Here is a 25519-nt window from a genome sequence, read left to right on the forward strand (position 1 = left end):
GGCCGAGCGACGGGTAGACCATGCAAGCAGTCGTACTCGCAGCGGGGCAGGGGACGCGTATGCGGCCGTTGACAGACAACACACCGAAGCCGATGCTCCCGGTCGCTGACCGGCCGCTGGTGGCACACACCGCCGATACGGCGATCCAGGCAGGGGCCGACGAACTCATCTTCGTCGTCGGCTACGAGGCCGAGGCGGTCCGCTCGTACTTCGGGGACGAGTACAGTGGCGTCCCGGTCAGCTTTGCCGTCCAAGAGGAGCAACTGGGGACTGCCGACGCGGTGGCAGCCGCGAAGGACCACCTCGATGGCCCATTCGCAGTCCTCAACGGCGACAACCTCTACGACGCTGAGAGTCTCAGTGGCCTTTTCGATGCCGCGCCGTCGGTCGCTGCCTATCGCGTCGACGACCCAACGAGCTACGGCGTGCTGTCGACAGACGGGGGTGCCGTCACCGACATCGTCGAGAAGCCAGACGAGCCGCCAACGGAGCTGGCAAACGCCGGGGCGTACGTCTTCCCAGCCGAGGCACGGGACTGGCTTGACGTGCCGCTGAGCGACCGCGGGGAGCGCGAAATCACGGACGTGCTTGCGAGAGTTATCCAGGAGGCGACGGTCACTGCCGTCGAAGTCGACCGCTGGCTGGACGTGGGCCGGCCCTGGGAGCTACTGGCAGCCAACGAGTGGAAACTGGGGCAACTGGACCGACGACTCGACGGGGAGGTCCGGGGCGATGCTGACCTGCGCGGCGAAGTCGTCGTCGAGGAGGGCGCGGTCGTCGAACCCGGCGTCGTCATCGAGGGGCCAGCGCTGGTCCGATCGGGCGCACACGTGGGACCGAACGCATACGTCCGGGGCGCGACCCTTCTTGGGGAGGACACCCACGTTGGCCACGGGGTCGAACTCAAGAACACGGTGTTGATGGCCGATTCCAACGTTCCGCACGTCTCTTACGTGGGTGACAGCGTCATCGGTCGTGAGGTCAACTTCGGTGCGGGAACGCAGGTGGCGAACCTCCGCCACGACGGCGATCCGGTCCGGATGACGGTGAAAGGCGACCGTGTCTCGACGGGCCGGCGGAAGTTCGGCGTCGTCGCGGGCGACGGAGCGAAGACGGCCATCAACACCAGTCTGAACGCCGGCGTCGTGCTCTCATCGGGCGCAACAACTACCCCCGGAGAGTCTGTTACCCGGGACCGATAGCGGGACTGCACAGCGGGCGTCCGTCCGGCTCACGTACACGCTACTGCCATTCTGTTACCGATTCGACATTCGTGTATGTTCGTGACGTTCAGTGCAAGTATGTGGGATTAAGTGGCGTGAAAGACACTCTCAACTAAGATGGTCGACCCGACATCAGATCACCACGAAGATATCGACGAGGACGAGGCACCGGAGTGTGCTACATGCGGTGATGCTATCGCCAACGAAGTGACTCACCGTGTTATCACATGGATAGAGGACGGCAGCGTCGAAACGGCTCACTTCTGCAACGAGGACTGCCGGACAGAGTGGCAGTAACGCGTCTGTTCTACCCGTCGTCTGGACGGCGACCGCTTGCCGTGCGTCACTCACGGTTCGGATCGTTTGGGTGCATCTTCCGCTGTTAAAACCGAACCTTCGTTTCAGTTCATCTGCGTATCGATGTGGTGGACAGCGTCCGGTGAGAGAAGTCGCCCGGTAGGTAGTTCGACCCAGCCGTTTGCGAGGACCCGAACCGCTCCCTCGTGTAACACTGTCTCCTGATCGATATCCGCGTACACGATAGCGTTCTCGTAGGCCTTGACGAACTGATCTACGGCATCATCCCAGGCTGGTTCCGTCGAGAAGACCATAGTTCGACTATGCTGTGGCCGAGATATAGTCTTGGTGCGACACTTTCCCATCCCGTCGTCGTCCCTTCTTTCAAAACCGTTGACGGAATCAACTCCGACAAACCAATAGAGTGTTAACATCCTGCACATATTTGGGATGGCCTAGTGAACACTGCGGTATGACATGACTGCAGGCAATCACGCTGACTGGCGTCAGGCCGAGGAAGCGTACACTGACGAAGTCATCGGCGACGACACGCTGGGTGAGATGTTTGCTGCAAGCGCGACCCGGAACGCCGAGACGACGGCCCAACTGTACAAGGGTGGCGTTTACGATCGGTCACTGACCGACGACGTGATACCAGCGGCTCCCGACGGCGACTACGCCGAACTCAGCTACGAGCGGATGCACCACTTGGTCAAATACCTGGCCGCAGGGTTCCGTGACCTCGGTGTCGGCTCGGACGTTCGCGTCGGTATCTTGTCCAACACACGAATGGAGTGGGCGCTGAGTGACTTTGCCATTCTGTCTGCGGGTGGGGTGGTGACGACTGTGTACACGGATTCCTCGCCGAAGCAGGTCCAGTATCTGCTGTCGGACCCGGAGGCGAGCGCCGTCGTCGTGGAGAACGCTGCGATGCTGGACCGCGTCCTGGCTGTCGAGGAGGACCTGTCCCTCTCGTTCATCGTCGTCATGGACGACACTGACGTGGACCGCGAAGACGTGTACACACTCAATACGGTGTATCGGCGCGGCGAGGAGACGTTCAGCGAGACGGCGTACCAGTCCTGGCTGGACGAACGCGATCCCGACGACCTGGCGAGCCTCATCTACACCTCCGGGACGACGGGCCAGCCGAAAGGGGTCCGGCTCACCCACCGCAACTTCCGGGCGAATGTCAATCAGACGCGCAGGCGAATGGGGCCACGACCCGACAAGCCGTCGCACCTGCCGACCGTTACCCCCGAGACGCGTTCGATAGCGTTCCTCCCGCTAGCACACGTGTTTGAGCGCCTCGCGGGTCATTTCCTCATGTACGCCTCCGGCGCGGCTGTGAGCTACGCCGAAAGCCCGGATACGCTGGCCGACGACCTCCAGACTGTCAAACCGATGACCGGGCTGAGCGTTCCACGGGTCTACGAGCGGATTTTCGACAATATGCGAACGCAGGCCAGCGAGTCCCCGCTCAAAAAGCGGATTTTCGACTGGTCGATGGACGTGGCCCGCGACTATGCCCGGACCGACGACCCGGGACCGATACTTACGGCGAAACATGCACTCGCGGACCGTCTCGTCTACAGCACGGTCAAAGAACGGCTCGGCGGGAACATCGAGTTCATGGTCAGTGGCGGTGGCAGTCTCTCGAAAACGCTCTGTGAGACGTTCCTCGGCATGGGGCTGACGATACTCGAAGGATACGGCCTCACGGAAACGTCGCCGGTCCTGACTGTGAATCCGCCGGAAGACACCCGCCCTGGAACCCTCGGTGCCCCGTTGCCCGAAGTTGACGTTCACATCGATACCGGTGTTGTCGACGCCAGCGAGTTCGACGACGTCACTGGCGACGTAGGCGAGCTGCTCGTCGACGGCCCAAACGTCACGGCGGGGTACTGGAACGCGCCCGATGCGACGACGCGGGCGTTCACGGAAATCGACGGCACCCAGTGGTTCCGCACCGGCGACATCGTCGAACGTACCGACGACGAATTCCTCATCTATCACGACCGCCTGAAGGAGCTGCTCGTCCTCTCGACGGGGAAAAACGTCGCACCACAGCCCATCGAAGATCAGTTCGCGACGAGCGATCGGGTCGATCAGATCATGGTCGTCGGCGACGACCAGAAGTTCGTCGGCGCGATAATCGTCCCGAATTTCGAGGAACTCCGCCGGTGGGCCGACAGCGAGGGCGTCGACCTTCCCGACGATTCAGAAGCACTGGTCGACGACGAACGTGTCCACGAGTGGGTCCAGACCGCTGTCGACGCGGTCAACGAGGAACTCGAACAGGTCGAGCGGATCAAGTCGTTCGCGCTCGTCTCCCGGGAGTGGACCGCCGAAAACGACTTGCTCACCCCGTCGATGAAAAAGAAGCGCCGCAACATCCGCAGCGCGTACCGCGAGAAACTCGCCGAGATATACGGACAGCAGCAGGTCGAAGCGGCCTGACTGACTGTCGCCAGCAGCCGGATTCAGTCGGTGACGACCACGTCGACGGCTCGTTCGCGTGGCCCGTCACAGTCGACGAACAGCACGGACTGCCACGTCCCCATGTCGAGGTCCCCGTCGCGGACGGGAATCGTCTCGCTCGCCCCGACGACCATCGCCCGGACGTGTGAATCCGCGTTGCCGTCCAGTTCGTCGTGGTCCCACCCGCTGTCCGAGACGAGGTCGCCGAGTGCGTCGCTGAGGTCGCCGAGCAGTCGCGGCTCGGCCTCGTTGACAGTGATACCCGCGGTGGTGTGGCGGACGAACACGGTGCAGGTCCCTTCGGCGTCTTCGGGAATCACGTCCCGAACCCGGTCGGTGATATCAATCACGTCTGTGTGCGTGTCGCTTTTGACGGTGAACCGAGTTGCGTTCATATCGAATGCCACTCTCCGGACCTATGTGAAGATAGGCCATTTATTATATACGATTCGGGTGGCTCAACGAGAAACTGCCTGTCAGTGTCGCAGGGCGGTTCTCCGCCCGCTCCAAGAGCGCCGCGCAGCGCTCAGGCCAGCCATTCGTCCGGCTTAGTGTTGTAGTCGATGTCGGTCGCGGTGAGGTGTTCGACCTCGGACCAGTCCACGTCGGTGACGGTCACCTCGTCGCCGTCGTAGCGGATGCGCTTGCCGACCTCTTCGGGTTCGGGTTCGCGGTCGCGGCGCTTGGCGACCTCCACGTCGTGGTCGTCGAACTCCTTGACGATGGTCAGGAGGTTCACCGGGCGGCCCCAGAGTTCGAAGGTGCGCTTGAGCACTTCCTTGGCCTGCCCGATGTCGAGCATCACGCCGTTGTACTGGTGGGCGAGCAACAGTTCGTTGCGGTTCTGGTAGTTGCCGTCCTCGACGACAACGGTGGGCTTGCCGAAGTTGGTGAACTGCAACATCAGCTTCTTCTTGACGTCCTCGTGGTCCGTCGAGGTCACTCGGTAGTCGCCCGAGGCATGGGTGTACTCGTAGGTGAAGTAGTCGTTGTCGTCGACGAACTCCTGGGTGAGGAACTCATCGAGGAACGTCACGTCGTTGTGGCTCTCCCGGATCTCCCGCATCCGTTCCCAGCCGCGGGTGTAGTCCACGTCCGAAAGCGCTTTCGCGACGCTGTCGTAGCGCGAGTCGTCGAACATGTAGCGGGCGGTCCGCTCCAGTTCCTCCTGGCCGATCCGGGAGACGAAGCCGCGGTACTGGGGTTTGACCAGCGAGTAGTGTCGGTGGGCCAGTCCCTCGTAGGTCAGGACCTTCCAGGGGTACTGTTCCACGTCGAAGTCGCCGTCACGGGCCGCCGCTAGCCCCTCGCTGTCGACACGGGGGTCCTCGGGGTCGAGGTCGTCGAGGTGGCCCGGAACGTCGGTGAGCCACTCCGGGGGTTCGAGGTGGTCTTGGACGGTTTCGTAGTCGACGCTCTCATCGAAGTTCCGCCAGGTGATGCCCTCGACCCGGAGCAGGCGCTCGATGACTTCACGGCGGTTCTCCGTGTTCTCGACGTACTCCCAGATCTCTAAGCCGAGGCTGTAGGGGTTCAGGCCGCCCGACCCCAGTACCTTCGACATGTGGTCGGAGTAGAGGATGAACTCGTCATCGCCGGCGAACTGTTCGCCGGTCATCATCAGGGACTCCCAGTAGGAGGCCCACCCTTCGTTCATCACCTTCGTCATCTTCTGGGGAGCGAAGTAGTACGCCTCCCGGCGGAGCAGTTCCAGCAGTTCTTTCTGCCAATCTTCCATCTCCGTAGCCCGCTCGGCGTCCGCGTCGTACTGCATGCCGTGTTTCCGGAGGAACCCGAGCACGTCCTTCTCGGGTTCGGCGGGGAACGTGACGTTCTCGTCGTCGTCGCGCTGAGCGTCCAGCCACTCCTCGTCGAACACCTGCCGTTTGACCTCCTCGGAGAGGTCGAGGTCATCCAGTTGGTCAGTTACGTCAGCCCCCTCGATATCCTCGAACTCCTCGGGGACCGTCTCGACCGGGCTGTAGGGAACGTGCTGGTCGATGTTGTCCTCCAGACAGAGGACGTGGTCGATGAACCGCTCGACCTCGGCCCGCTCGATGTCGGGGTCCTGCATGTACTCCTGGATGGTGTCGCCATGGCGGGCGAGCATCCCCGCGGCGTCGGGGCCGCGACGGCGGTCCTCGCCGGACTCGTCAGTCGTCGTCCGGGAGGAGCCGTCGGTGAACATGCGGAACCACTCGTTGTTGGCGAAGAAGTCCGCGTGGGCCTCGACGTGGGTGATGACGGCCTTCTGGTCGGCTAGCGTGTTCGACTCCTGCAGGAACGCGTGGGCCGGGTCGTCGTTGTTGACGATCTCGAAGGCCTTCCCACCGAGGAACTGGCCCTGTTTCTGCTGGCGGTCGTACTGCATCCCCCAGCGCCAGTGCGGGTACCGCTGCTGGAACCCGCCATAGGCGATGAGTTCGTTCATCTCGTCGTAGTCGACGATCCAGTAGTTCACCGGGTACGGCTTCAGGCCGAGCTTTTTGGCGAGATTGCCAGCCTCTTTGACCGGTTCGTCGAGGTCGTCGGCCACGCGCTGTTTCGCGAATCTATCGTTGTTCATTGGTCCTCCGTGCTGAGTATGTCGTAGATGGCATCCACCACGTCCTCCGGCGAGGAGACGTACGCGACCGCGACGTTGTCGGCGTCCCGGAAGTTGCGTTCGACCTCCTCTGCGTGGGTGGCGTTGATCGCGTTCCCGCTCGGCTGGGTCTCCACATAGGCGTGGAGGTTCGCCGGGATCTGTTCCATCAGCGGGATGACCTTCTCCTCGGTGTCGTTCGAGGAGTTCTCGCTGTCACCCGCCGCGAACACGTAGCGGTTCCACTCGCTCCAGGGGTACTCCTCTTCGAGGATTTCCGCTGCGAGTTCGTACGCGCTGGAGATGCGGGTGCCCCCGCCCGAGCGGATGCCGAAGAACTCGTCGCGCTCGACCTCCCAGGCGTCGGCGTCGTGGGCGATGTAGACGAACTCGGCGTTGTCGTACTTGCCCGTGAGATACCAGTCAAGCGGCGTAAAGGTCCGCTCGACCAGTTCCCGCTTCTTCTGGCGCATCGACCCGGAGACGTCCCGGATGTTGACGACGACGACGTTCTTCTCGCGCTCCTCGACGATTTCGGGGTAGCGGTAGCGCTCGTCCTCGCGCCGGAACGGGATCTGGTCGACGCCCTCTCGGCGGATGCGCTGGGAGGTTTCGACTTTCTCGACGTTGTCCTCCATCTCTTCGATGGAGTCCCAGACGGCTTTCTCGTCGGCTGGCAGTTCCTCGTAGGCGTCGTCGATCCACGCCTTCGAGACGGGCATGTTCTGCTCGCGGGTCCACTCGTAGACGGTGGCCGGCCCCCAGCCGTCGACTTTGAGCGCCTCGCGGACGTAGTCCTCGTCGAAGTCCATCGCGAGCTTTCGCTTGAGCCCTTTCTTGAACAGCCGCTCAAAGTCAAGCGTCGAGGATGGGCCGGTTCGGGTGATATCCGTGAAATCGCCCTCCTTCTCCTCGATGACTTTCTTGCCCTTCGGTTCGAGGTCGAGCCCCAGTTGTTCGTCGAGTTCCTCGGCGAACTCCTCGGGGTCCATCTCGTAGTATTCGTGCTCGCCGCCCTCCTCGCCGGGTTCGCCGTCTTCGTCACCGTCGTCATCGCCGGGCTGGGGCTGTGGCTGGCCGACGGGGTCGCCCTCTTCGGCGCCCTCGCCCTGGCCGACGCCACCCTGGTCGCGCTGGTCGTACTCGAACTCCGGCAGGTCGACGATCTTGATCGGAATACGAACCGAATCGCCCCGGGATTGGCCCAGATCGCCGTACTGGATGAACTCGGCGAGGTCCTGGCGGCGCTCCTCGCCCACGTCACGGTACCGTTCGAGGTCGTCTTTTAGTCCCATCTATAACTCACCTGACTCATGACGTGTCGGCTCGTCAACTCGGCCGACGCCTCGGTGTAGTCGAACATCTCGACCATGTTGTCCAGCGTCTTCTCCTTGAGCCGAGCCGTTTCAGTCCCGGACGGCGGGTTGTCCCACTGGCCGGGTTCGAAGTCCTCGTAGGTCCGCTGGATGTCGTCCCAGTCGTAGCTCCCGAGGACGGTGTTGATGACCGGGATCTCCTTCGGGTTCACGTCGCCGACACGGAACTCCTCGTCGCGGCGCTGCCACGCGTGGCGGTTCAGCGCCGTGATGATCTTCTCGGTGCGGAACTGTTCGACGGCGTGATCGGGCTCGTTGCCGTCGTAGTTCTTCTCGTCGAAGCGACCCAGGTGCTCGATCTCGAACACCTTCATCTTCAGCGGGTCCGGGTCGACGAGTTCGCCCCGTTCGTTCTCGATCTGGTCGTCCGATTCCCAGGCGTAGACGTGCTCGATGTACTCCTCGACGGTCGCCTCGTCGACGCGCTTGTCACGCATCATCGCGTCGAGCACGTCCTGTTCCTGCTGGCCGAAGATGTAGTTCTTGACAGTCACGACGCGTTCCTCGTACTCCGTGGCCTCACCGGTCGAGAATACAGGCGCGTCCGAAAGCCCTTCAGCGACGGCGTTGAGCACGTCTCGGGGCATCAGCACGTGTTCGACCGGGAGGTCGGGGTGGTGCCGGTCCTGTGGCTCGTGCAGCAGGTCGGCGATGATGTCGCGGACGTAGGTGACTGGGATACCGTGGTCGCCGTCTTCGGCGGTGGTCTCCAGGTCGTAGTCCTCGATGTCGACGCGCTCGTCGCCTTCCATCAGGTAGCCCCGGTCGAACAGGAGCGCCTTGTCGACGAGGTCCAGCCCCGTCGGGATTTCGGCGCTGTCGAGCCGCGAGACGACGGCATACAGGGCCGCGGACTCGACGGTGTGTGGGGCCAGTTCCTTCTCGGTGGCCGTCTCGACCTGATCCCGGACCGAGATGGTCAGTGGCTCCTGAATCCACGTCTCCAGTTCGTCCCACGTCTCGGGGTCCCAGACCGCGGTTTCGTTCGTCAGCTCCCGTCGCAGGAGCTGGGCTTCGAGTGAGAGGTTCGTCAGGTACGTGAATTCGTGTTTGTCGAGCCGGCGCTTCAGCGCCTTCAGCGGGTCTTGGCCCTCGCGGTCGGCATGCTTGTTGAGCTGCGCTTCCAGATCCGGGTTCGAGATGATGACGAGCTGGGTGTCCACGTCCATCCCGATGCCCTTGTCGAGCTTGACGTGAGATTCGTCGGGGACGTTCAGCAGCTTCTGGAGCAGGTCGGCGTGCTGGGCAGCGTCCTCGACGACGGTCAGCAGGCCGTTGCCCTGCGAGAGGACGCCGTCGTAGCTGAACGCCTGTGGGTTCTTCCGGCCTCGCGAATCGAGTTCGCGGAGCATCCCGTGCATCCACGAACCGACGAGCCGTTCCTTGGGCGTCCCTTCGTCCTCGGAGTGGAGGATGCCGATGCCACGGCCCACGTCCACGACGAAGTTCTTCACCCGGAGATGCGAGGGCTGGGTGACCGCCGAGAACAGGTCCGTCTCGCCCTGCCGGCGGTACTGTTCTTCGAGGAAGTCGTAGGCCTCGCGGGAGAACGGGTCGAGTTGTCCGTCGACACGGATCGGGATGTGGTCGTCGAGGCGTTCGTTAACCTCGGCGAGCAGGTCCGCGCGAACGTCCTCGGGGAACACCGTCAGCGGGTGGGCCTGGACGGGACTCTCGTACCAGTCGTCCTCGTCTTCGATGGCCGCGTTCCCGTAGGTCATGCTGGTGGCGTTGCCGCCCGCGCCAGCGACGTTCCACTCGACGGTGTAGCGCCGGCCTTCGGGCGTCTTCGAGTACTCCCGCAGGCCGTTGATGAGACAGCGCTTCAGCTCCGACTTGCCCGTGGCTGTCGGCCCTTCGAGCCAGATGATCTTCTCGTCTTTGCCGCGGCCGGCCGCGATGGACCGCAGGTCGTCGACGAAGGCGTTCAGCACCTCGGTGTTGCCGAGGATGGCGTGTTCGCCGTCGTTGTACGGGTCGTCGAAGAAGCGGTAGCGCTCCTTCTCCTCGCCCTCCTCGATGACCATCCGCGTCCCAGCGTCCTCGATGGCATCGAGCAGGTACTTCGAGGCGTGTGCCGCGACCTGTGGTGTTTCGAGGACGGCGTCGACGTACTCCGCGAGGCTCATCGGGGCCTCGTAGGCGGCGTCGAGAGACTCGTCCGCGCGATCGATGTACTCCTCGCCAGTCATTACTCTTCCATCTCGCTTTTGGCGACCTCCGCACCGGCGAATTCGAGGACTTCCTTGGCACCCTCCTCGGAGTAGCCCTGCTCGATGAGGGCGTCGATCCACTGGTTGCGCTCCTCGTCGTCCATCTCCGAACTGGAGACCAGCGCGGAGAAGTTGATATTGTGTTTCTTGTCTTCCCAGAGTTTGCGTTCGAGGGCGCGGCGCAGGCGGTCGTTGTCCTGTGGGTTGAACGTATCACCCTCGCGGGCGCGCCGGGACACCCAGTTCGACACTTCCTGCCGGAAGTCGTCCTTGCGGTCCTCGGGGAGGTTCAGTTTCTCCTCGACGGAGCGCAGGAACTGCTCGTCGGGCTCTTGCTCGCGGCCGGTGAGTTCGTCCTCGACGGTCGCGTCGTCGATGTAGGCCATGACGTGGTCCATGTACTTCTCGCCCTGGCGCTGGATCTCGTCCATGTCGTAGGCCAGCGCGTGGCGCACGTCCTCGATGGCCCGCTCCTTGTACTCCTCCCGGACGAGTTCGAGGAAGCGGTAGTACTTGCTGAACGACTCCTCGTCGATGGAGCCGTGATTCTCGAGGTTGCCTTCGAGGTGGTTGAACGTCGTCAGCGGCGAGAGGAAGTCGCGGCTGCGGTGCATCGAGTCCATGATGGCTTCGGCGATCTCGTCGCCGATGAACCGCGGGGAGACGCCGTCCATCCCCTCGCCGATGTCGGCCATCTTCTCGGCCTCCTCACGGAGCTTCTTCACGTCGACGTCGTCGGCCTCGTCGATCTCGCCGTTGTAGGCTTTCGCCTTCTGCACGAGGTCGATGGACTCGTTGTCCGGTTCCTCAATGCGAGTGAGGACGCCGAACAGCCCCGCCATCTCCAGGGTGTGGGGCTCGACCTGGATGTCCGGCAGGTCGGCGTTGCGAAGCATCTTCTGGTAGATCTGGGCTTCGGCCTCGTACTGGAGGACGTACGGGAAGTCGATGCGCTTGGTCCGGTCGTTGAACGCCTCCATCTTCTCGTCGCCCTTCTTATCCCGGTACTCGGGCATGTTCGTCCGGCCGACGATGACCTGATCGATGTCGATACGGGGGTTGTTCTTGGGTTTGATTGTCTGTTCTTGACTGGCATGGAGGAAGTCATAGAGGAACTCCCGCTGGAGCTTCAGCAGCTCCTCGCCAGAGAAGATACCGCGGTTGGCGTTACAGAACGCTCCGGAGTAATCGAACGCTCGCGGGTCACTCTCGCCGTAGATGGCGATCTTCGAGTAGTTGACGTCGCCCGTGAGCTCCGTCTCGTCCTGATTTTTCTTGTCCTTGGGCTCGAAGGTCTCGATACCGCGTCGCTGGTTCTCGTCGGCGACGAAGCGGACGATCTCGACGTGGTTTTCGAGGACGGACTGGAGGTCGTCGTCGTATTCCGCCAGTAGGCGGTCCATGTAGAACTCCGAGGCCGGGTCGAGCGACTGCTCGTTCCGGATGGTGTAGGGAGCATCGAGCGCCGCGTTGATGTCCTCAATGACCTTGTCTCGCTGTGCCTGCGGCAGGAGCACGAGCGGGTCCTGGTTCATCGGCGACCGGACCACGTCGTCGGCGGGGTCCTGATCGTGGATGACGTCACAGAGATTTGTCCAGCGGAACGTGTACATCCGGCCCTCGTCCCGGCTGGTGTAGTCCTCGAAGTAGCGCCGGACCTGCCGGTCGAAGTCGGACTTACCGGAGCCGACCGGTCCCAGAAGGAGCTTGATCCGCTTCTCGGGACCGAGTCCGCGAGCGCCGGATTTGACCTTGTTGACGAACTCGTGGATCGCCTCGTGGATGACCCGCCCGTAGAAGGTGTTCTCGCCGTCGTTCAGCGGGTCCTCGCTCGCCAGCTCGTATTCGACCACACCGGCTTCCTCGTCGTAGGTCTTGCCGTAGTAGTCGAACATATCGGCCACGCGCTGGTGGGCGTTGCGGGCGATCTTCGGTTCGTCGTACAACTGTTGCAGATACCAGTCGAACGTGTTCGTCTTCCGGAGGTCCGCCGGTATCGTGTCACGGTACTCCTTGCTCAGCGCTTCGAGTGTCTCTTTGTTCTTGCTCATGCTATCTCAGTAGTTCGTCGTGGCTGCAGGCGACCACCGACTGTTGCAGGATGACCCCGGGGCTGTGTGTCTACTCGGTGTCGATGCTGTCCGCCGCAGATGTGGCCGCATACGGCCGCTGAAGCACCCTTCGCTGCAGGGTGGCGCGTGTACCCTTCCATGGCTGACCTGCCGGGCGGAACACGGGGACTGTTCCGACCTGGCGTGGTAACGGGAGACAGTGCCGAACTGTTTCCGATACTATTTACTGTACGAGTTCTGTTCATATAAGAACTTTGCCCTACTGTGGGCATACCGCCGATAAATCCCGGTGTTCTGGTCAGCCGAATGCGGGGATGGCGGGCCACAACTATGTTAACATATCTCATTAGTTTTTGATTGGTTTATATACTGTGTCGGTTGTCAACTGTTCTCTTCGGTGTGTCGGCCAGTGTTTAGCGCTGGATTGATGTGAATCTGTTGCCGCATTGATTGGCGGTTGAGAACGGGACACACGGAATGGCGACCCAATGTACCGGCGTTGCCATCACGCAACCGAGTGTCGGTCTCTGGAGTTGGCGGACGCTGGGACGGACCAGCGGATTCTTGCCGGTCCACGCCAATTCAGTGGTATGGACCTGTCGGGCCTCCCCGAAGACTGGACGGTGTGGAACGAGACCGACGAGAAGCTCATCCTCGCGTACCGACCGGACATCTTCGACTCGGAGCAGTTTCCAGCGCCGTGTCTCCCGACCATCTATCTCACGCGCGGGAAACGGACCCGCCGCCCCGGCGCTGACCGGACCGGTGAGCGCTGGTATGTCTCCTTCTATCTGGAACCCGAAGTCGAGCGCGACGCCGATTCCTACGAGGGCCGCGACGCTGCCGTCGAGGGCGCTGTGGAACTCGCGACTCGCTTCGCCGACGGCGAACTGGACTACCGCTCGCTGTACCAGGTGCCCCGCGAGACGTATCTGGACAAACTGGACGACCTGACCGGTCGGACATGACGCTTTACCGTGGCGACGTTCTATAGTCCGGTATGACCACTGTCACGCTCGTCGGGACGCGCCTCGCCGAGGCCGGCGCGGAGTTCGTCTACCGCGGCGAAGCCAGCGGCTGTGCTGACTGTCCCTACCGCGACCAATGCCTCAATCTGACGACCGGGAACCGCTACCGGATCACCAACGTCCGACAGAGCGGCCAAACGCTAGACTGTGCTATGCACGACACCGGCGTTCGGGCTGTCGAGGTCGAGCCTGCACCGATTCAGGCCAACGTCCCCTCGAAGGGTGCGTACGCTGGGAGTAAGGCGTCGCTGCCGGGCCCCTGTCCACACACCGAATGTCCCAGCCATCCCTACTGTGAGCCCGCTGGCGCTGAATTTGATGAGGAATATCGTATATCTGAGATTACTGGTGATCCGCCGCATGACTACTGTATGCTAGATCGGGATCTGACGTTGGTGGAGTTGGAAGCGCCGGAAGATGGCTGAAGGAATTCCCCGGTACGTCGTGTGTGTTTTTTCCACATCTGGCAACGAAACGGATCTCTCGGGGCTATTCAGACATTCTTGATTTCTTCGATGATGAGATAGAGAGCACTATGGAGCGCCATCTCAAAAAGCGACAGCTGAATTCACAATAACGCTGGATATATGAAATATGGTAGATTGGTGGGGTTGTCCCTATGAAACAATCCGATTGTAGAGATCTGCATACTCTTTGCCAACCCTTTCGGGAGTGTACTTCTCTACTTCACGTTTTCCAGATTTAGCCATTGATTCTCTCATTTTTTCATCGCTTAACACTTCCTGAAGCGTTTCTGCTAATGCCTGTGTATCAAATGGGTCGTAGAATTCGGCTACATCTTTGAGGATGTGTGATGAACTAGGATTTTCGGAGGCAACGATCGGCGTCCCAGACGCCATCGCTTCTAACCAAGTTCGTGAGAAGGGCTCTGTATATTTTGAGGCATGAATGAGCAATCCTGCGTTAGCGTATACTTCCGGTAATTCAGTATAAGAACTATAATTTATACTGACTTGTGTGAGGCTTCTATCGGATAGAATCTTCTCAATTTTCGGCTTGAGTTCTCCTTTCCCATAGATTCTAAGTTCCCAATTGTTCTTTATTTTTCTTGGAAGTGAATCGAACGCGCGTATCACCTCGACTGGACCCTTATGATCGTACAGCTGTCCAACGAATAAAATATAAGATTCGCTATTCATCTCTGCAGGTCTGAATCGCTCGTCTAGGATATTTGGTATGACTTCTATTTTTTTGGGGTCATAACCAGAACGAGTCATTACTTTTTTCATCCCCTCTGTCTGGACTGTGTAGTGGTCAACACGACTAGCTATTGATTTCCCAATACATTCTATTGCGCTACGGATTGGCGCCTGAATACCCGTATATCCATTAGTCTGAGAGTGCCGGAAGATAGTCGGTAAGTCATACCGAGGTAGGCCTTCTCGGAGGTGTTGCTCAGCATCTGGTGATATCCACGTGTGGTTATTCATCGTAGAAACAACTGGGACTGAACTTCTCAGAACCACTCCTGGTAAGTGTCTAACATTATAAACGTGAAGTAAATCATACTGATCCAGAGACGGTAGATGACGGAATACGCTAATATTTTCTCCGATGGTTTTTGGGCCGGGATAGCGCGATTGGTCCGGTAGCTTATAAACTCCGTCCTGTAGAGTAGCCGATGTTTCTTGGCCAACAGTAGCGTACACGTCAACATCAATGCCTTCATTACGAAGACTATCGACTATTAATTTACTACTGATTCCTGCTCCCCCTGGATTATTTGGAGGATATTCAGACGTTATAAATCCGACCCTCATACCTAAAATAAATATCGCCACCCATTATTATCTTGTCATCAAGTGAATTCAGAACAGATCTCCCGAAATGCTACGGATTATCAGCTTGGGTTACAGTTTTGTGTCGATCCACCACTCTTCCCAATCCTCATTTTGCTTCTGAATTGTCTGGATATGCCGTATCTTGGCATCAACTACTGGGTAGAAAACACCAGACATAGTTGCGAAAAATAACCCTTGCCACCCGTCAAGAATTGCCTTCTCGTATATATATCGGTACCAAAATGCGGCAATTCCTTTTATGTAATATTTCGGAATTGATGGGGTGTACCCTGCTTTGCATTCATCGAGTGCATCAGCTGCTGTATATCTTGTCCATTTTTCCAAATACTCGTCTATGTCATCGTAGGCGTAGTGATGGATAGGGTTTCTAAGTTCATCTGATGTAAACCCATCTCGCACCTTCCACTCCTCTCCCACCAATGAGTCGTCCCAACTAAGCGCTTGCTTTCGAGCAAGAATTGGCCGCGGCTTGTGGGTGGCATGCATCCATTGGCCCCACATACGGTTTTGCTTTTCTGCCCGATATGCGTCGTCTGATGGCTCATCAAGGGTGACTCTGATTTCGTGAGCTAAAGCCTCCTTGACTTCCTCATCTGCATCGACGAAGAGTACCCATTCATTTGACGCCTTCTCGGCAGCAGTCCGAAACATATCTGCAAATCCCTTGAATTCGTAATCGTAGATAACCGCCTCATGATATTCGTTGACAATTTCTCTCGTTCCATCGGTTGACTGACTATCTAATACAACTATTTCATCAGCTAATGAATTAATGCTGTCAAGTGCCCTCTTTATTGTGTCCGAATTATTATACGTGGCAATACAGACAGAGAGTGAGCGCATGTACAGTATGTTACCAGATTATACCTAAATATATGATGGTTTTAAAACATTCCACGGTTTCATACACATCTATGATTAAAATACTTCAGTACTATTCTGACGAAGCTATATAAAAGAAGTACGTAGTGGCTTGTATATTAAGCCGACCACTGCTAGTTTCTTAGAGTAAGGGTTTTATCACTGACAATCTAATTGAAGGAATATCCAGTAAGAGTGGGATTCTGAATTGTGAAAAAACACAGACAAAGGATCAAGTTTGTACTTATTCTCATACTCCTCGGTGCGTCGAGTACAGCCTTTTTATTACCTATTGGTTACTATCTCTCTATAATTGGTTTCTCTGCTGTTTTACTGGTGGCCGCGTATCTACTTCGTCGAAATCCAATGGCTTCGTTAGCAATGTTCTTCTTGGGTCTTGTCGCGATCCGTGTTTACCTCTACCTCTCAACCCCCTCAATGATCGGAATGGATCCAGATAAAATTGCTGTTGGGGTTGAGCGAATCATTCAATCTGGATCAACCGAAGCCATCGGTAGTCTCGCCTTCTATGAGGTTGCAGCAAATTTCCATGTCCTTGCCGCAATCACTGGAATACTTATAAATGCAGGAGGACGAGAGGCGTTGGTAATCTCTCCAATTCTGCTGACAGCTGTTCCTTCACTTGCGGCTGCAGCAATTGCTCGACGGTTTGAATATAATGGGCTTATTGCGGGGATCATTACGGCAACTGCATCAACACTTGCAGCGTGGAGTATCCAACCTATTCCACAGGGACTAGCTGTCCCAGTTGTCGCTATTTTATTTTTAGCTACCATCATTTATATCCAAGAGGATTTCTTCAGAGGGGGTCCTACTGATATTCTAATAACATCACTGTTGCTCGTTCTACTAGCCGCACTTACTTTTACCCATAAACTCTCTCTTGGGTTCATCGCCCCAATCTTTCTTGTGGCAACACTTCTTTCAAGAGGAAATCGGATACTCGGGAGTTTTGCTATAATCCTGTGTTGTTTGGCTACGCTGCAATGGTTTTTCCTGACAAATTTTGGATGGGGATTGTTCAACGTAATACTGCTTCCATCTATCGTTGGAGCATCATTCACCACAGGGGCCGTTGATCTTTCAGCAGCATCGCCAGTCTTAGGTGGACTCTGGGGGTCGATTCTGACAAATTTACACTGGTTAACACTTGGTACTGCGGCTGGAGCAGGCTGGATATTCTTCAGTCGCAGACAGGACAAACTCTGCGACACATCATCTCAGCTACTGATTGCCGCCGGAATGTTAAGCGCTCTTCTTGTCGCTGTAGCGGTCTTTGGTCCCGGTATTCCGTATACGCGAGTAATTTTATTAGCGGTTGTCCCGTTCGCTATATTCACCGAATTTGGAGTTAAACGCCTTCCCCACACGGGTACACTCATTACCGTCGGACTCCTTATTTTAGTCCAACTGACCGCTCCGATTGCGTCACCGGATCATCCAGGTCAATTCCGTCAGTATCTCACAGAGGAAGAGCAACACGCAAAAGGAACCATTGACGGAGTGACGAGCAATGTCTCAACGGATCTCTATTATGCGCGCGAACTACATGAGATATCTGCCGATAGAACCTACCAACCAGGGGCGGGACATTCTCTACAAGAAGGATGGGAACCGCTTGGAGAACCTCTGTTCAATGGTAATATCTCCAGCGTAAAGGGCGATATCGTGCTTAGAGATATCAACCGCTACCGGATGAGTGGGACACAAGTGCTTGATTACACACCTATCAAAGAACTAAACAATCGGTCGATTGTATATTCGTCCGGACATGTCCGATTGATCGTGGAAACAGACTATACCCGCCAAAATACCGAATCACACCGTCCCCAGCCTGAACCATAGCCTTCGTTATATATCCGGGTGAGCCTGTAAGGGCAACAAGTCAGTAATTGCACTTTGGATAGTTGTGTTAATTTGATATCGTAATGTCACACAGCCAGTCGCACGCAATATCAATAGTTACATTTTATACCCGAGGTCCTCCAGCTGTTCTTCCATATCTCGTGAAAAGCCTCCTTCGAGTTTAGGAAGGGAATCTGGTGAAATTAAATAATCCTCCGCCATTGATATTAGCTCTCCAACGTTAGAAATGTCGGCCGGATTCCGTTCCCCTTGGTCGGTAATGTAGTGATATGCTTGTTCTCGATCATCGAACGGGTACCAGAAATCCTGAGGAGGCGAGACATCATGACGAATATATTTCCAAGAGTCGTCTCGAACCGCTATCGTGTGCCCATTCTCGTCTACCGTATCAGAGATTACTGGCTCCTCTGCAGGTTCATCTAACAAGAAACTATCATTCCCACTCATAGAGGGGAAGTTCCCTGTTGGTTTGGATATGAGTTCTGCGAGAAGTTCATGTATCCATGCTAGTGAAAATGCGCTTTGAATTCTCTGTGACGGCAAACCAGGCGCTCGCACTAGCATCGGAAAGTAAGTTCTTATAGACTGGTGTATCTCCTACGTCCGGGTGTATAGGGGCGTGTAAATCCATGAGGTGTGTCCACCCAAACACCGGCTTAGCTGCATCGTTGAGTTCATCAATAAATTCTCGAAGGACGTACTCAGCACGGTGCGCCGGCCATTCACTTCGTGTCTGTAGCAACCGATGAGCTACGTATGGAACAGTATATGGCGTTAATAGTGAATTATACTTTCTCATCCGTGTCTTTATTTCATGCGCATAGTCTGCTATGGAGAAATCCGAACTACCATCTTCTGTCTTGGCCTTGGGATCTTTTCCGTCTGTCTGCAAATTTCGGAACAAATCGAATCCTAAATCAAAATTTCGGCTTTCCGTCATATGGGGGTTTGATAGGACAGATAAGGTTTCGAATCCATGTTTGTTCAAATACGAGGCGATTGTCTCGCTGTTTTCAGGGATCGCTTTCCACGCATGGGAATTAAAATAACAACCGTTGAAGGAATGCTGTCCGGCAAAAATACTAGGTGCCGATTCTGTAGTATATGGACCTGTAGCAAACGCGTTGTCAAATATGACTGATTCTCCAGCTAGTTGATCAATAAAAGGAGTCGTGTTACGATGATGCCCATTAAATCCACATCGGTCATATCTGAAACAGTCTATTGTGAGTAGTATAATGTTTGTCATATGTGCCACAACCGATAGCCAACATATTAAATCTTTTATCAGGTGACTAGCTCAAAATAGCGGCTTTGTTGGTGTCAACCCAGCAGTTCGCTGGCCAGGTCCTGATGATGGCCTGTTATTGAAAAACGCCACTTGGCAAACTCATCAACGGGTTCAGCAGTAATATTATTTTTCCAAAAATTGAAGAGATGACAGAGATTGTCTGTTCCTAGAGACTTGTGAATACACACAGCTCAACGCTATCTAAATTGGCAAAAAGCGCGGCAATTGTGCTATTAGCTACTATTTTCGGGAACTCTATCGGGTTATTAGCTGAGGTAATTATCGCTAGATCCCTTCCTCCCTCAGTGTATGGGGAGATAACCTTAGCGTATACCATCGTATTTTCCCTCGGGACTATTTCGTTGCTTGGGGTCCACCAGGGAATTACCCGTCAAATTTCAGCAGCTGAAGCTGGGAAACGTCAGATTCAGATACTTTATGCTGGGTTCAGCCTGGTACTACTTTCCGCTGTTGTTGCCATTGGCGGTCTTTACCTTTCGAGAGGCTGGATTGCAAACTTCATGTCCGCAGATTATGTGTATGAGTACCTGCTATTGCTCTCCCCGTTTTTAATTGTTTACCCCCTTTCACGAGCTGCACTTGCGACTCTTCGCGCTCAAAAAAGAACCCTTCCTGCGGTAATAGCACAGCACATCGGTGGAAGAGGAATAGCATTCACCTCTCTCCTTCTATTTATAATAGGGGGCAGAGAATTTAGTGGTGCCATTGTATACTGGATTGTCGGCCCTTTATTCGCACTGGTTATCGCTCTGTATTTTATCGTGACAAGCGAATTACTACGGAGTCCGTTTGAAACACCACCTGATAAAAAAACCGTTCGTAAGCTTTGGGACTTCTCATGGCCGCTTGCTATCGGATCTGGGATTTTTCTTCTTCTAAATAGAGTGGATATTCTGATGATTGGTTATTTTTTGCCGTCGAATCAAGTGGGCTACTATCGGGCGGTGCAACCATTAAAAAAGATCGCGACGTTTGCCCTTGGTTCTTTCACCTTTCTTTTTCTACCAGTGGCGACAGAATATTATACGGAAGGAGACACGGATGGTTTGGATCAAATATTCACAATCACTACGAAATGGATACTTCTGATAACACTCCCCCCAGTGTTATTGTTCGCCTTGTTTTCTCCGGATGTGATCAAAATACTGTTCGGGGACAATTATCTACCTGCAGCACCAGTCTTGACCATTCTGAGTGCTGGACTACTATTTCGCGCTGTTAGTGGACTTGACGGAGATATGGTCAAAGCAATCGACCGCCCTCGAATTGAGCTGTTTTCTGGTGCACTAGGCCTTCTGTCAAACATCATTCTAAATTTTCTGCTAATTCCAACGTTTGAGATATCTGGAGCGGCTATTGCTACTGTTTCTGGGTATATTATATACAATGGAGTTGAATTAATCTGGATATATCACTTAACAGGCGGATCTCCGTTTTCAGTCAATATTGCGAAACATATTGGTGTTATGTCTGTACTTGCTATACTGGTCTCTGGAATTCTTCCTTCTCCCGTTGGACTAGTCGGGTTGATTGCTGTCGGTATCAGTCTCACCCTCCTTCAGCCAGTAGTTCTCATTCTCACCTCAAGCGTAGATGAAGCTGATCTTGATTTGGTTAGACAGATCGAATCAAAAACAGGAAAGAACCTTGAAATAGTAAAAAAGATCGTCAAAAAAGGCGTTTAGTTTATATCACCTAAATATAGCCCAGGTCTTCCAGTCGGCTCTGAGTGGTCTCATTGACACTCGCCTCTTCGTTCGTGCCGTCATTCAGCTCGCCGAGTTCATTCGTTAACTTACTGCGAAGCCGATCAGCTTGGTCAGTATCGTCTACTGGAGCTGTTTCAGTCGGATCTTTTCTGAGATTGTACAACTCTGTGAAGCCATCAGATCCTTCAATAAACTTCCAAGGGCCTATTCGAATAGCGCGAAGGGACCGGTCATACTCTCGAACTTCGTCTTTTATTTTCCCAGCCCGTTGCTCCAAGGCATTCATTGAGGGTTGGGGTTCTGGGTATTCAGAGATTGCTAGATTATCTCTTTTTTCCTCATTCAGCAATGAGTTTGAGATGTTTCCATCACCCACATTTGCTATTTCACACAGAGTTCCGTAGATATCCTTTGTTTCTACTAAATCTGTTACACTTCTTGGAGTCACCGTATCTGGATATCGGATCGCAAGTGGAACATGAACCAGAGTTTGGTATAAGCAGTACTGATGATCCATTAGCCCGTGGTCGCCAATATTTTCACCGTGATCTCCAGCAACAATGATACATGTATCGTCTAAGATGTCCTTCTTGCTAAGTCCTTCCAATAGACGGCCAATTTGAGTGTCGAGATACCGGATCTCTGCACGGTAAAGACTACGAAGGATCTCAAAGTGCTCAGGGCTAACTGATTCCTGGCCGGCGATATACTTCCACGGATTCTGGTTCAGGTGGCGCGCTTCATGTAGTTCCACGTTGTCCGGTAGTTCGTCGTTTGCTAGATTGTCGGGTGGCTTGTAATCTAGATGTGGTTCCATATAGTTCAGAAAGAGAAACTGCGCATTGGCGTGATTATTATCCAATATAGATAATGCGTCAGAGGTTATTTTTTTAGCACCGCTGTCAGACCGCTTTGCCCAGAACTTTTCATACGCTATATTCCCGATAGTTTTAAAACTAGACGTTAGTGTGACACGCTCGGACAGGGCAAGAATTTGCTCTCGACGTGAGGAAAGATTCCGGATATCTCCAATTTCTGCACCGCCCCAAAATAGATCATATGCCGTTTTGAATTGATCAAACCCCTTATCAAAACCGAAACCGGGAGATACCCAGGGGTTAGCGGATATGCCGACAGTGTGATACCCCTCATCATGAAGTACCTGTGCAATCGCTGCGTTCGGTGGATCAAAATTTGGACTGTTCGCAGACGTTCCATGTCGCGAGGGATATAATCCCGTGAACATTGAACCGTGAGAGGGAACGGTCCATGGGGCAGCTGCGGTAGCATTCTCATATATAGCTGCGTCATCAAGTACCGACTCGAAATTTGGGAGCTTTCCTCCTTCAAGAAGATTATAAAACGTTGAGGCGCGGCAAGTATCAACTACTATAAATATAATGTTTGGTTTTGATCTCATCATTACTACTTTGAATACTGACAGTATGAGTGAAATTATTTTCGGACTCCAAAGTCGACACCTGCTTCGGAGACTGCTACCGGTATGATTTCGAAACGCAGATTGACCAGATAGTCAAGCTTTATAAAGGATCTCTTGCGGACGGTCCAGTGACTTCCTCGTATATTGCCTCCAATTTACTCGCGCTTGCAGCCCACGAGTAATTATTCCGACAGACCGTTCTTGCCTGTTCAGCACTGAATGAACCATCTGTAAGGCCTCCAGAGATAGCTTCAGCCAGTGCACCGGAATCATCCACAGCTACTATACTGCCAGCGTCATTGGCAATAATGTCATCAGAGACGCCAACCACGTCCGTTGTCACAACTGGTGTTTCACAGGCCATCGCTTCCAGCACCACTAGTCCAAACCCTTCTTGATCCGATGACTTTGAGGGTAGCACAAACAGGTCTGCGCCGGAATATAGTGCCACCAAATCCTCATCCGGTACACGACCGAGAAACTCAACGTGGTCGTCAACGCCGAGATTCGTCGCCTGTTGTTCGTACTGTGCGTGTGCGTCACCGCCACCACCGACGAGCAATTTTGGTACCAACTCTTCACTCTCCGATAGTTGTGCAAGTGACTCGAGTAATACATCCAGACCTTTGTATCCGTGATGTCCATCAAGCACACTCAGGAAGAATAGATTCGAACGGTCCGAGTCAAATCCAAGTCGTTCTCTTCTAGCCGTGTCAAGTTCTACTGGATGAAACCGTTCTACGTCGACTCCATTATGCACGACTCGGACCTTGTCGGTGTGTGGTTTGAGATGCGACGAATCTTCTATGTAATCTGGCTGTGTTACAATGATGCGATCGGCGATTCCGAGCGTCAACTGGAGCATCGTCCGGTTGTATGCGGTCGCAATGTAGTCGGCGAAGCCGTCGCCGATGATGTCGTTGTGGTATGTGACAATAACAGGGGTGTCGGTAATTACACCGGCAAGGGCACTCAGGTCCGCGCTCCAAGGCGTGGGAATATGTGTGTGGATAATGTCTGCGCTCCGCGCTTCCTCCAGTAGCACCTTTGGTAAAATAGGCGTGATATTTGTATTGGCAATCTTACCAATGCTCGACAGTCGACGGACAGTAATCCCATCGATGACTTCTCGCCTGCCTGTCTCCGTCTTAGCTTTGGCGCAGACGACGGTAACATTGTGTCCGGAGGCTACATGTTTCTTTGCAAGACTGTGGACGTAGGACTCTACCCCACCAATATAGGGATGAAATCGAACCGGTGTCTGCAGGATTTCCATTACTCCATCCCAATACTATCAGGATAATAAGCAGTTCGACAGAAAAATATGGTGTCACTGTAGTTTAGATGCTTTTCGAAATGCACTGACGGGGTACTTATTCCCTACTTAGGGGGTTAACGAACCCGTATAGCCCCTTGTATATATTGTCTGATCCTCCTGGCAGTCGTGATATCCGGAATACGTACTTGAACTCCCCCCTATCCAAACTCGAGTGTTCGCGGAGATAGCTTGGGTAATAGTTGTTTTATCGACAAGAGACCGGTAATTGCTTTCTTCCGGTTTTTGACGACGGTTTGAGCCAGCGTATCAGACTACGAAATTACGATGCGTGATAGTTGCCTAATGCCTTCAGATGAGTGAATCAGATTTCACAGTATGATTACAAATTCACTGTTTCGGAACCGGACAACTGATTCACCTCGAACAACCTCGTTCCAAGACTTGTACCGAAACATAGTCTTCAAGACGATGGTCCAAGAGATACGACTCATCTGCTCATGGACATCTGTTTTATAAGCAATGTGATTTATCCGTTCATCACCGGGGGTGCTGAGAAACGCATCCACGAAATCGGGACTCGCCTCGCCGACAAAGGCCACGATGTCACCATCTACGGTCGCCACTACTGGGACGGCCCAGCGGAGACCACACACGAGGGGATGACCCTGCGCGCAGTCGCGCCCGAAGCAGAACTCTACGAAGACGACCGGCGATCCATCACTGAGGCTATCGATTTCGCAGTTCGCGCACTGCCCCCGCTCCGTAAACGCCTCACCAACGATGAACACGACCTTGCAATCGCTAGTGTTTTCCCGTATTTTCCAGTGCTTGCAACGAAGCTTGCTAGTCTCGGGACTAGCACGCCAGTCGTCACGACCTGGCATGAGGTCTGGGGCGAGTACTGGGAGGAGTACCTCGGGTTGCTCGCTCCGGGTGGGAAGATCACCGAGCAACTGACCGCCAGGACGCCGCAGCATCCGATCGCAGTGTCTGGTATCACTGCGGACAACCTCGCTGCAATCGGCCCGACTCGCGAGCATATTGAGGTCGTGCCCAACGGGCTTGACACAGAGCAGGTTCGGACTGCCACACAACCCGACGCCGGCTACGATATCGTTTTCGCCGGCCGGCTGATTGAGCACAAGAACGTTGATATTCTGCTGGAGGCCTTTGACCGGATCGCTGACAAGCATGCCGTCACGCTCGGGATCATCGGCGACGGGCCTGAGCGTGACCGCCTCGACAGGAAACGCGACTCACTGACCCACGCCGACCGCGTTTCGATGCTGGGATTTCTCGACGACTACGAGGACGTGCTCGGGCACATGCGCGCTGCGGACATTTTCGCGTCTCCGTCGACGCGAGAAGGATTCGGAATTACGTTCGTCGAAGCAATGGCTGCTGACTGCACCGTAATTGCTGCGGACCATCCGGATTCGGCGGCAGACGAAGTTGTCGGTGACGCGGGCTTTCTCGTTGACCCAACCGTTGACTCGCTTACAGAGAGACTCGACGCCACTCTCGGCGGTGAGCGTCCATCGGCTAACCCTGTCGAACGTGCGGAGCAATACGACTGGGATGCAGTGGCTGATCAGGCCGAAACTGTCTACCAGCGAGCAGTTGACGGGTCGTGGTAAATCACACCGCCGCGAGCCGGAACTCTGCCCTGTCTCCATCTACGGTTTTACTATCGAGTGCGTACTCACACACCTCTTTCCGAGTTAGTCCTACCAACCATTGTTACCGCGTCCAGACAGGACCCCTTACTGTGTCGAATGTTCTGACTGCAGGCAGATCTAATACACTGCCTCCATACAGAACTCTATAGAATTATTGCAGAAATTTCTCACCCACACACCTCTTTCCGAGTTAGCTACGTTAGAGCCCAGTCTAATCACTCAAGCGTTACTCTCTGCTGGAATACATTCCTAAT

The 25519-nt window shown here is 55.1% G+C and carries 20 protein-coding genes; 8 read left to right on the forward strand and 12 right to left on the reverse strand.

Annotation, left to right across the window (positions count from 1 at the left end; all coding sequences use genetic code 11):
- The first annotated feature begins 20 nt into the window (after positions 1-20).
- Entirely contained in the window at positions 21-1202 is a 1182-nt protein-coding gene (gene glmU / locus IEY38_RS18665; RefSeq protein WP_188980174.1) for a bifunctional sugar-1-phosphate nucleotidylyltransferase/acetyltransferase, read from the forward strand.
- Positions 1203-1340: 138 nt separating this feature from the next.
- Positions 1341-1520, forward strand: a complete 180-nt coding sequence (locus IEY38_RS18670) for a DUF7576 family protein (protein WP_170096254.1) — start codon at positions 1341-1343, stop codon at positions 1518-1520.
- 104 nt (positions 1521-1624) lie between these two features.
- Here IEY38_RS18670 and IEY38_RS18675 read toward each other — a convergent pair whose 3' ends face one another.
- Complete coding sequence (locus IEY38_RS18675) at positions 1625-1834, reverse strand: hypothetical protein (protein WP_188980176.1); 210 nt, start codon at positions 1832-1834, stop codon at positions 1625-1627.
- A gap of 163 nt (positions 1835-1997) precedes the next feature.
- On the opposite strand from IEY38_RS18675, the gene IEY38_RS18680 reads away from it, so the two are divergent.
- Complete coding sequence (locus tag IEY38_RS18680; protein WP_188980178.1) at positions 1998-3980, forward strand: AMP-dependent synthetase/ligase; 1983 nt, start codon at positions 1998-2000, stop codon at positions 3978-3980.
- 23 nt (positions 3981-4003) lie between these two features.
- Here IEY38_RS18680 and IEY38_RS18685 read toward each other — a convergent pair whose 3' ends face one another.
- The 5 genes from IEY38_RS18685 to IEY38_RS18705 form a co-directional block, all read right to left on the reverse strand.
- On the reverse strand, positions 4004-4396 hold the full coding sequence (locus IEY38_RS18685; RefSeq protein WP_005534178.1) for a secondary thiamine-phosphate synthase enzyme YjbQ: 393 nt from the start codon (positions 4394-4396) through the stop codon (positions 4004-4006).
- Positions 4397-4527: 131 nt separating this feature from the next.
- The gene (locus IEY38_RS18690; protein ID WP_188980180.1) at positions 4528-6567 is read right to left on the reverse strand and encodes a SpoVR family protein; all 2040 of its coding nucleotides are present in this window, start codon (positions 6565-6567) and stop codon (positions 4528-4530) included.
- A complete protein-coding gene (locus IEY38_RS18695; protein WP_188980182.1) occupies positions 6564-7880 on the reverse strand; it encodes a YeaH/YhbH family protein in 1317 nt (438 codons plus the stop codon). The genes IEY38_RS18690 and IEY38_RS18695 overlap by 4 nt, the downstream gene beginning before the upstream one ends.
- The gene (locus tag IEY38_RS18700) at positions 7871-10153 is read right to left on the reverse strand and encodes a PrkA family serine protein kinase (protein WP_188980184.1); all 2283 of its coding nucleotides are present in this window, start codon (positions 10151-10153) and stop codon (positions 7871-7873) included. Before IEY38_RS18700 ends, IEY38_RS18695 begins: the two co-directional genes overlap by 10 nt.
- The gene (locus IEY38_RS18705; RefSeq protein ID WP_170096243.1) at positions 10153-12225 is read right to left on the reverse strand and encodes a PrkA family serine protein kinase; all 2073 of its coding nucleotides are present in this window, start codon (positions 12223-12225) and stop codon (positions 10153-10155) included. The genes IEY38_RS18700 and IEY38_RS18705 overlap by 1 nt, the downstream gene beginning before the upstream one ends.
- Positions 12226-12836: 611 nt before the next feature.
- On the opposite strand from IEY38_RS18705, the gene IEY38_RS18710 reads away from it, so the two are divergent.
- Positions 12837-13214, forward strand: a complete 378-nt coding sequence (locus tag IEY38_RS18710; protein WP_188980186.1) for a DUF5820 family protein — start codon at positions 12837-12839, stop codon at positions 13212-13214.
- Between the two features lie 32 nt (positions 13215-13246).
- On the forward strand, positions 13247-13699 hold the full coding sequence (locus IEY38_RS18715) for a UPF0179 family protein (RefSeq protein WP_188980188.1): 453 nt from the start codon (positions 13247-13249) through the stop codon (positions 13697-13699).
- 192 nt (positions 13700-13891) lie between these two features.
- Here IEY38_RS18715 and IEY38_RS18720 read toward each other — a convergent pair whose 3' ends face one another.
- Both IEY38_RS18720 and IEY38_RS18725 read right to left on the reverse strand, forming a co-directional pair.
- Entirely contained in the window at positions 13892-15055 is a 1164-nt protein-coding gene (locus IEY38_RS18720) for a glycosyltransferase family 4 protein (protein WP_188980190.1), read from the reverse strand.
- A gap of 90 nt (positions 15056-15145) precedes the next feature.
- Positions 15146-15940 carry a glycosyltransferase family 2 protein gene (locus IEY38_RS18725; RefSeq protein WP_188980192.1) on the reverse strand — a complete coding sequence of 265 codons (795 nt, stop codon included), beginning with the start codon at positions 15938-15940 and terminating at the stop codon, positions 15146-15148.
- Positions 15941-16324: 384 nt separating this feature from the next.
- On the opposite strand from IEY38_RS18725, the gene IEY38_RS18730 reads away from it, so the two are divergent.
- The gene (locus IEY38_RS18730; protein ID WP_229775384.1) at positions 16325-17824 is read left to right on the forward strand and encodes a hypothetical protein; all 1500 of its coding nucleotides are present in this window, start codon (positions 16325-16327) and stop codon (positions 17822-17824) included.
- 117 nt (positions 17825-17941) lie between these two features.
- On the opposite strand, the gene IEY38_RS18735 is transcribed toward IEY38_RS18730, so the two are convergent.
- Positions 17942-18292 (reverse strand): hypothetical protein, encoded by a 351-nt coding sequence (locus IEY38_RS18735; RefSeq protein ID WP_188980195.1) that lies wholly within the window; start codon positions 18290-18292, stop codon positions 17942-17944.
- Positions 18293-18338: 46 nt separating this feature from the next.
- Positions 18339-19094, reverse strand: a complete 756-nt coding sequence (locus IEY38_RS18740; protein ID WP_188980197.1) for a sulfatase-like hydrolase/transferase — start codon at positions 19092-19094, stop codon at positions 18339-18341.
- Positions 19095-19312: 218 nt separating this feature from the next.
- Between IEY38_RS18740 and IEY38_RS18745 the strand changes: the two genes are divergently transcribed.
- A complete protein-coding gene (locus IEY38_RS18745) occupies positions 19313-20842 on the forward strand; it encodes a flippase (RefSeq protein WP_188980199.1) in 1530 nt (509 codons plus the stop codon).
- Between the two features lie 10 nt (positions 20843-20852).
- Here IEY38_RS18745 and IEY38_RS18750 read toward each other — a convergent pair whose 3' ends face one another.
- Together IEY38_RS18750 and IEY38_RS18755 are read right to left on the reverse strand one after the other, a co-directional pair.
- On the reverse strand, positions 20853-22289 hold the full coding sequence (locus IEY38_RS18750; RefSeq protein WP_188980201.1) for a sulfatase-like hydrolase/transferase: 1437 nt from the start codon (positions 22287-22289) through the stop codon (positions 20853-20855).
- A gap of 118 nt (positions 22290-22407) precedes the next feature.
- Entirely contained in the window at positions 22408-23583 is a 1176-nt protein-coding gene (locus IEY38_RS18755; protein ID WP_188980203.1) for a glycosyltransferase family 4 protein, read from the reverse strand.
- Positions 23584-24083: 500 nt separating this feature from the next.
- On the opposite strand from IEY38_RS18755, the gene IEY38_RS18760 reads away from it, so the two are divergent.
- Positions 24084-25223, forward strand: a complete 1140-nt coding sequence (locus IEY38_RS18760; RefSeq protein ID WP_188980204.1) for a glycosyltransferase family 4 protein — start codon at positions 24084-24086, stop codon at positions 25221-25223.
- Positions 25224-25519 lie beyond the last annotated feature (296 nt).

Origin of the sequence: Haloarcula sebkhae, from assembly GCF_014647415.1 — an archaeon.
GTDB classification, from domain to species: Archaea; Halobacteriota; Halobacteria; order Halobacteriales; family Haloarculaceae; genus Haloarcula; species Haloarcula sebkhae.

Excerpts from the sequence above, each read along its gene's own strand:
- glmU (WP_188980174.1), top strand. The coding sequence starts at position 21 with ATGCAAGCAGTCGTACTCGCAGCGGGGCAGGGGACGCGTATGCGGCCG.
- IEY38_RS18670 (WP_170096254.1), top strand. The coding sequence starts at position 1,341 with ATGGTCGACCCGACATCAGATCACCACGAAGATATCGACGAGGACGAG.
- IEY38_RS18675 (WP_188980176.1), bottom strand. The coding sequence starts at position 1,834 with ATGGTCTTCTCGACGGAACCAGCCTGGGATGATGCCGTAGATCAGTTC.
- IEY38_RS18680 (WP_188980178.1), top strand. The coding sequence starts at position 1,998 with ATGACTGCAGGCAATCACGCTGACTGGCGTCAGGCCGAGGAAGCGTAC.
- IEY38_RS18685 (WP_005534178.1), bottom strand. The coding sequence starts at position 4,396 with ATGAACGCAACTCGGTTCACCGTCAAAAGCGACACGCACACAGACGTG.
- IEY38_RS18690 (WP_188980180.1), bottom strand. The coding sequence starts at position 6,567 with ATGAACAACGATAGATTCGCGAAACAGCGCGTGGCCGACGACCTCGAC.
- IEY38_RS18695 (WP_188980182.1), bottom strand. The coding sequence starts at position 7,880 with ATGGGACTAAAAGACGACCTCGAACGGTACCGTGACGTGGGCGAGGAG.
- IEY38_RS18700 (WP_188980184.1), bottom strand. The coding sequence starts at position 10,153 with ATGACTGGCGAGGAGTACATCGATCGCGCGGACGAGTCTCTCGACGCC.
- IEY38_RS18705 (WP_170096243.1), bottom strand. The coding sequence starts at position 12,225 with ATGAGCAAGAACAAAGAGACACTCGAAGCGCTGAGCAAGGAGTACCGT.
- IEY38_RS18710 (WP_188980186.1), top strand. The coding sequence starts at position 12,837 with ATGGACCTGTCGGGCCTCCCCGAAGACTGGACGGTGTGGAACGAGACC.
- IEY38_RS18715 (WP_188980188.1), top strand. The coding sequence starts at position 13,247 with ATGACCACTGTCACGCTCGTCGGGACGCGCCTCGCCGAGGCCGGCGCG.
- IEY38_RS18720 (WP_188980190.1), bottom strand. The coding sequence starts at position 15,055 with ATGAGGGTCGGATTTATAACGTCTGAATATCCTCCAAATAATCCAGGG.
- IEY38_RS18725 (WP_188980192.1), bottom strand. The coding sequence starts at position 15,940 with ATGCGCTCACTCTCTGTCTGTATTGCCACGTATAATAATTCGGACACA.
- IEY38_RS18730 (WP_229775384.1), top strand. The coding sequence starts at position 16,325 with ATGGCTTCGTTAGCAATGTTCTTCTTGGGTCTTGTCGCGATCCGTGTT.
- IEY38_RS18735 (WP_188980195.1), bottom strand. The coding sequence starts at position 18,292 with ATGAGTGGGAATGATAGTTTCTTGTTAGATGAACCTGCAGAGGAGCCA.
- IEY38_RS18740 (WP_188980197.1), bottom strand. The coding sequence starts at position 19,094 with ATGACAAACATTATACTACTCACAATAGACTGTTTCAGATATGACCGA.
- IEY38_RS18750 (WP_188980201.1), bottom strand. The coding sequence starts at position 22,289 with ATGATGAGATCAAAACCAAACATTATATTTATAGTAGTTGATACTTGC.
- IEY38_RS18755 (WP_188980203.1), bottom strand. The coding sequence starts at position 23,583 with ATGGAAATCCTGCAGACACCGGTTCGATTTCATCCCTATATTGGTGGG.
- IEY38_RS18760 (WP_188980204.1), top strand. The coding sequence starts at position 24,084 with ATGGACATCTGTTTTATAAGCAATGTGATTTATCCGTTCATCACCGGG.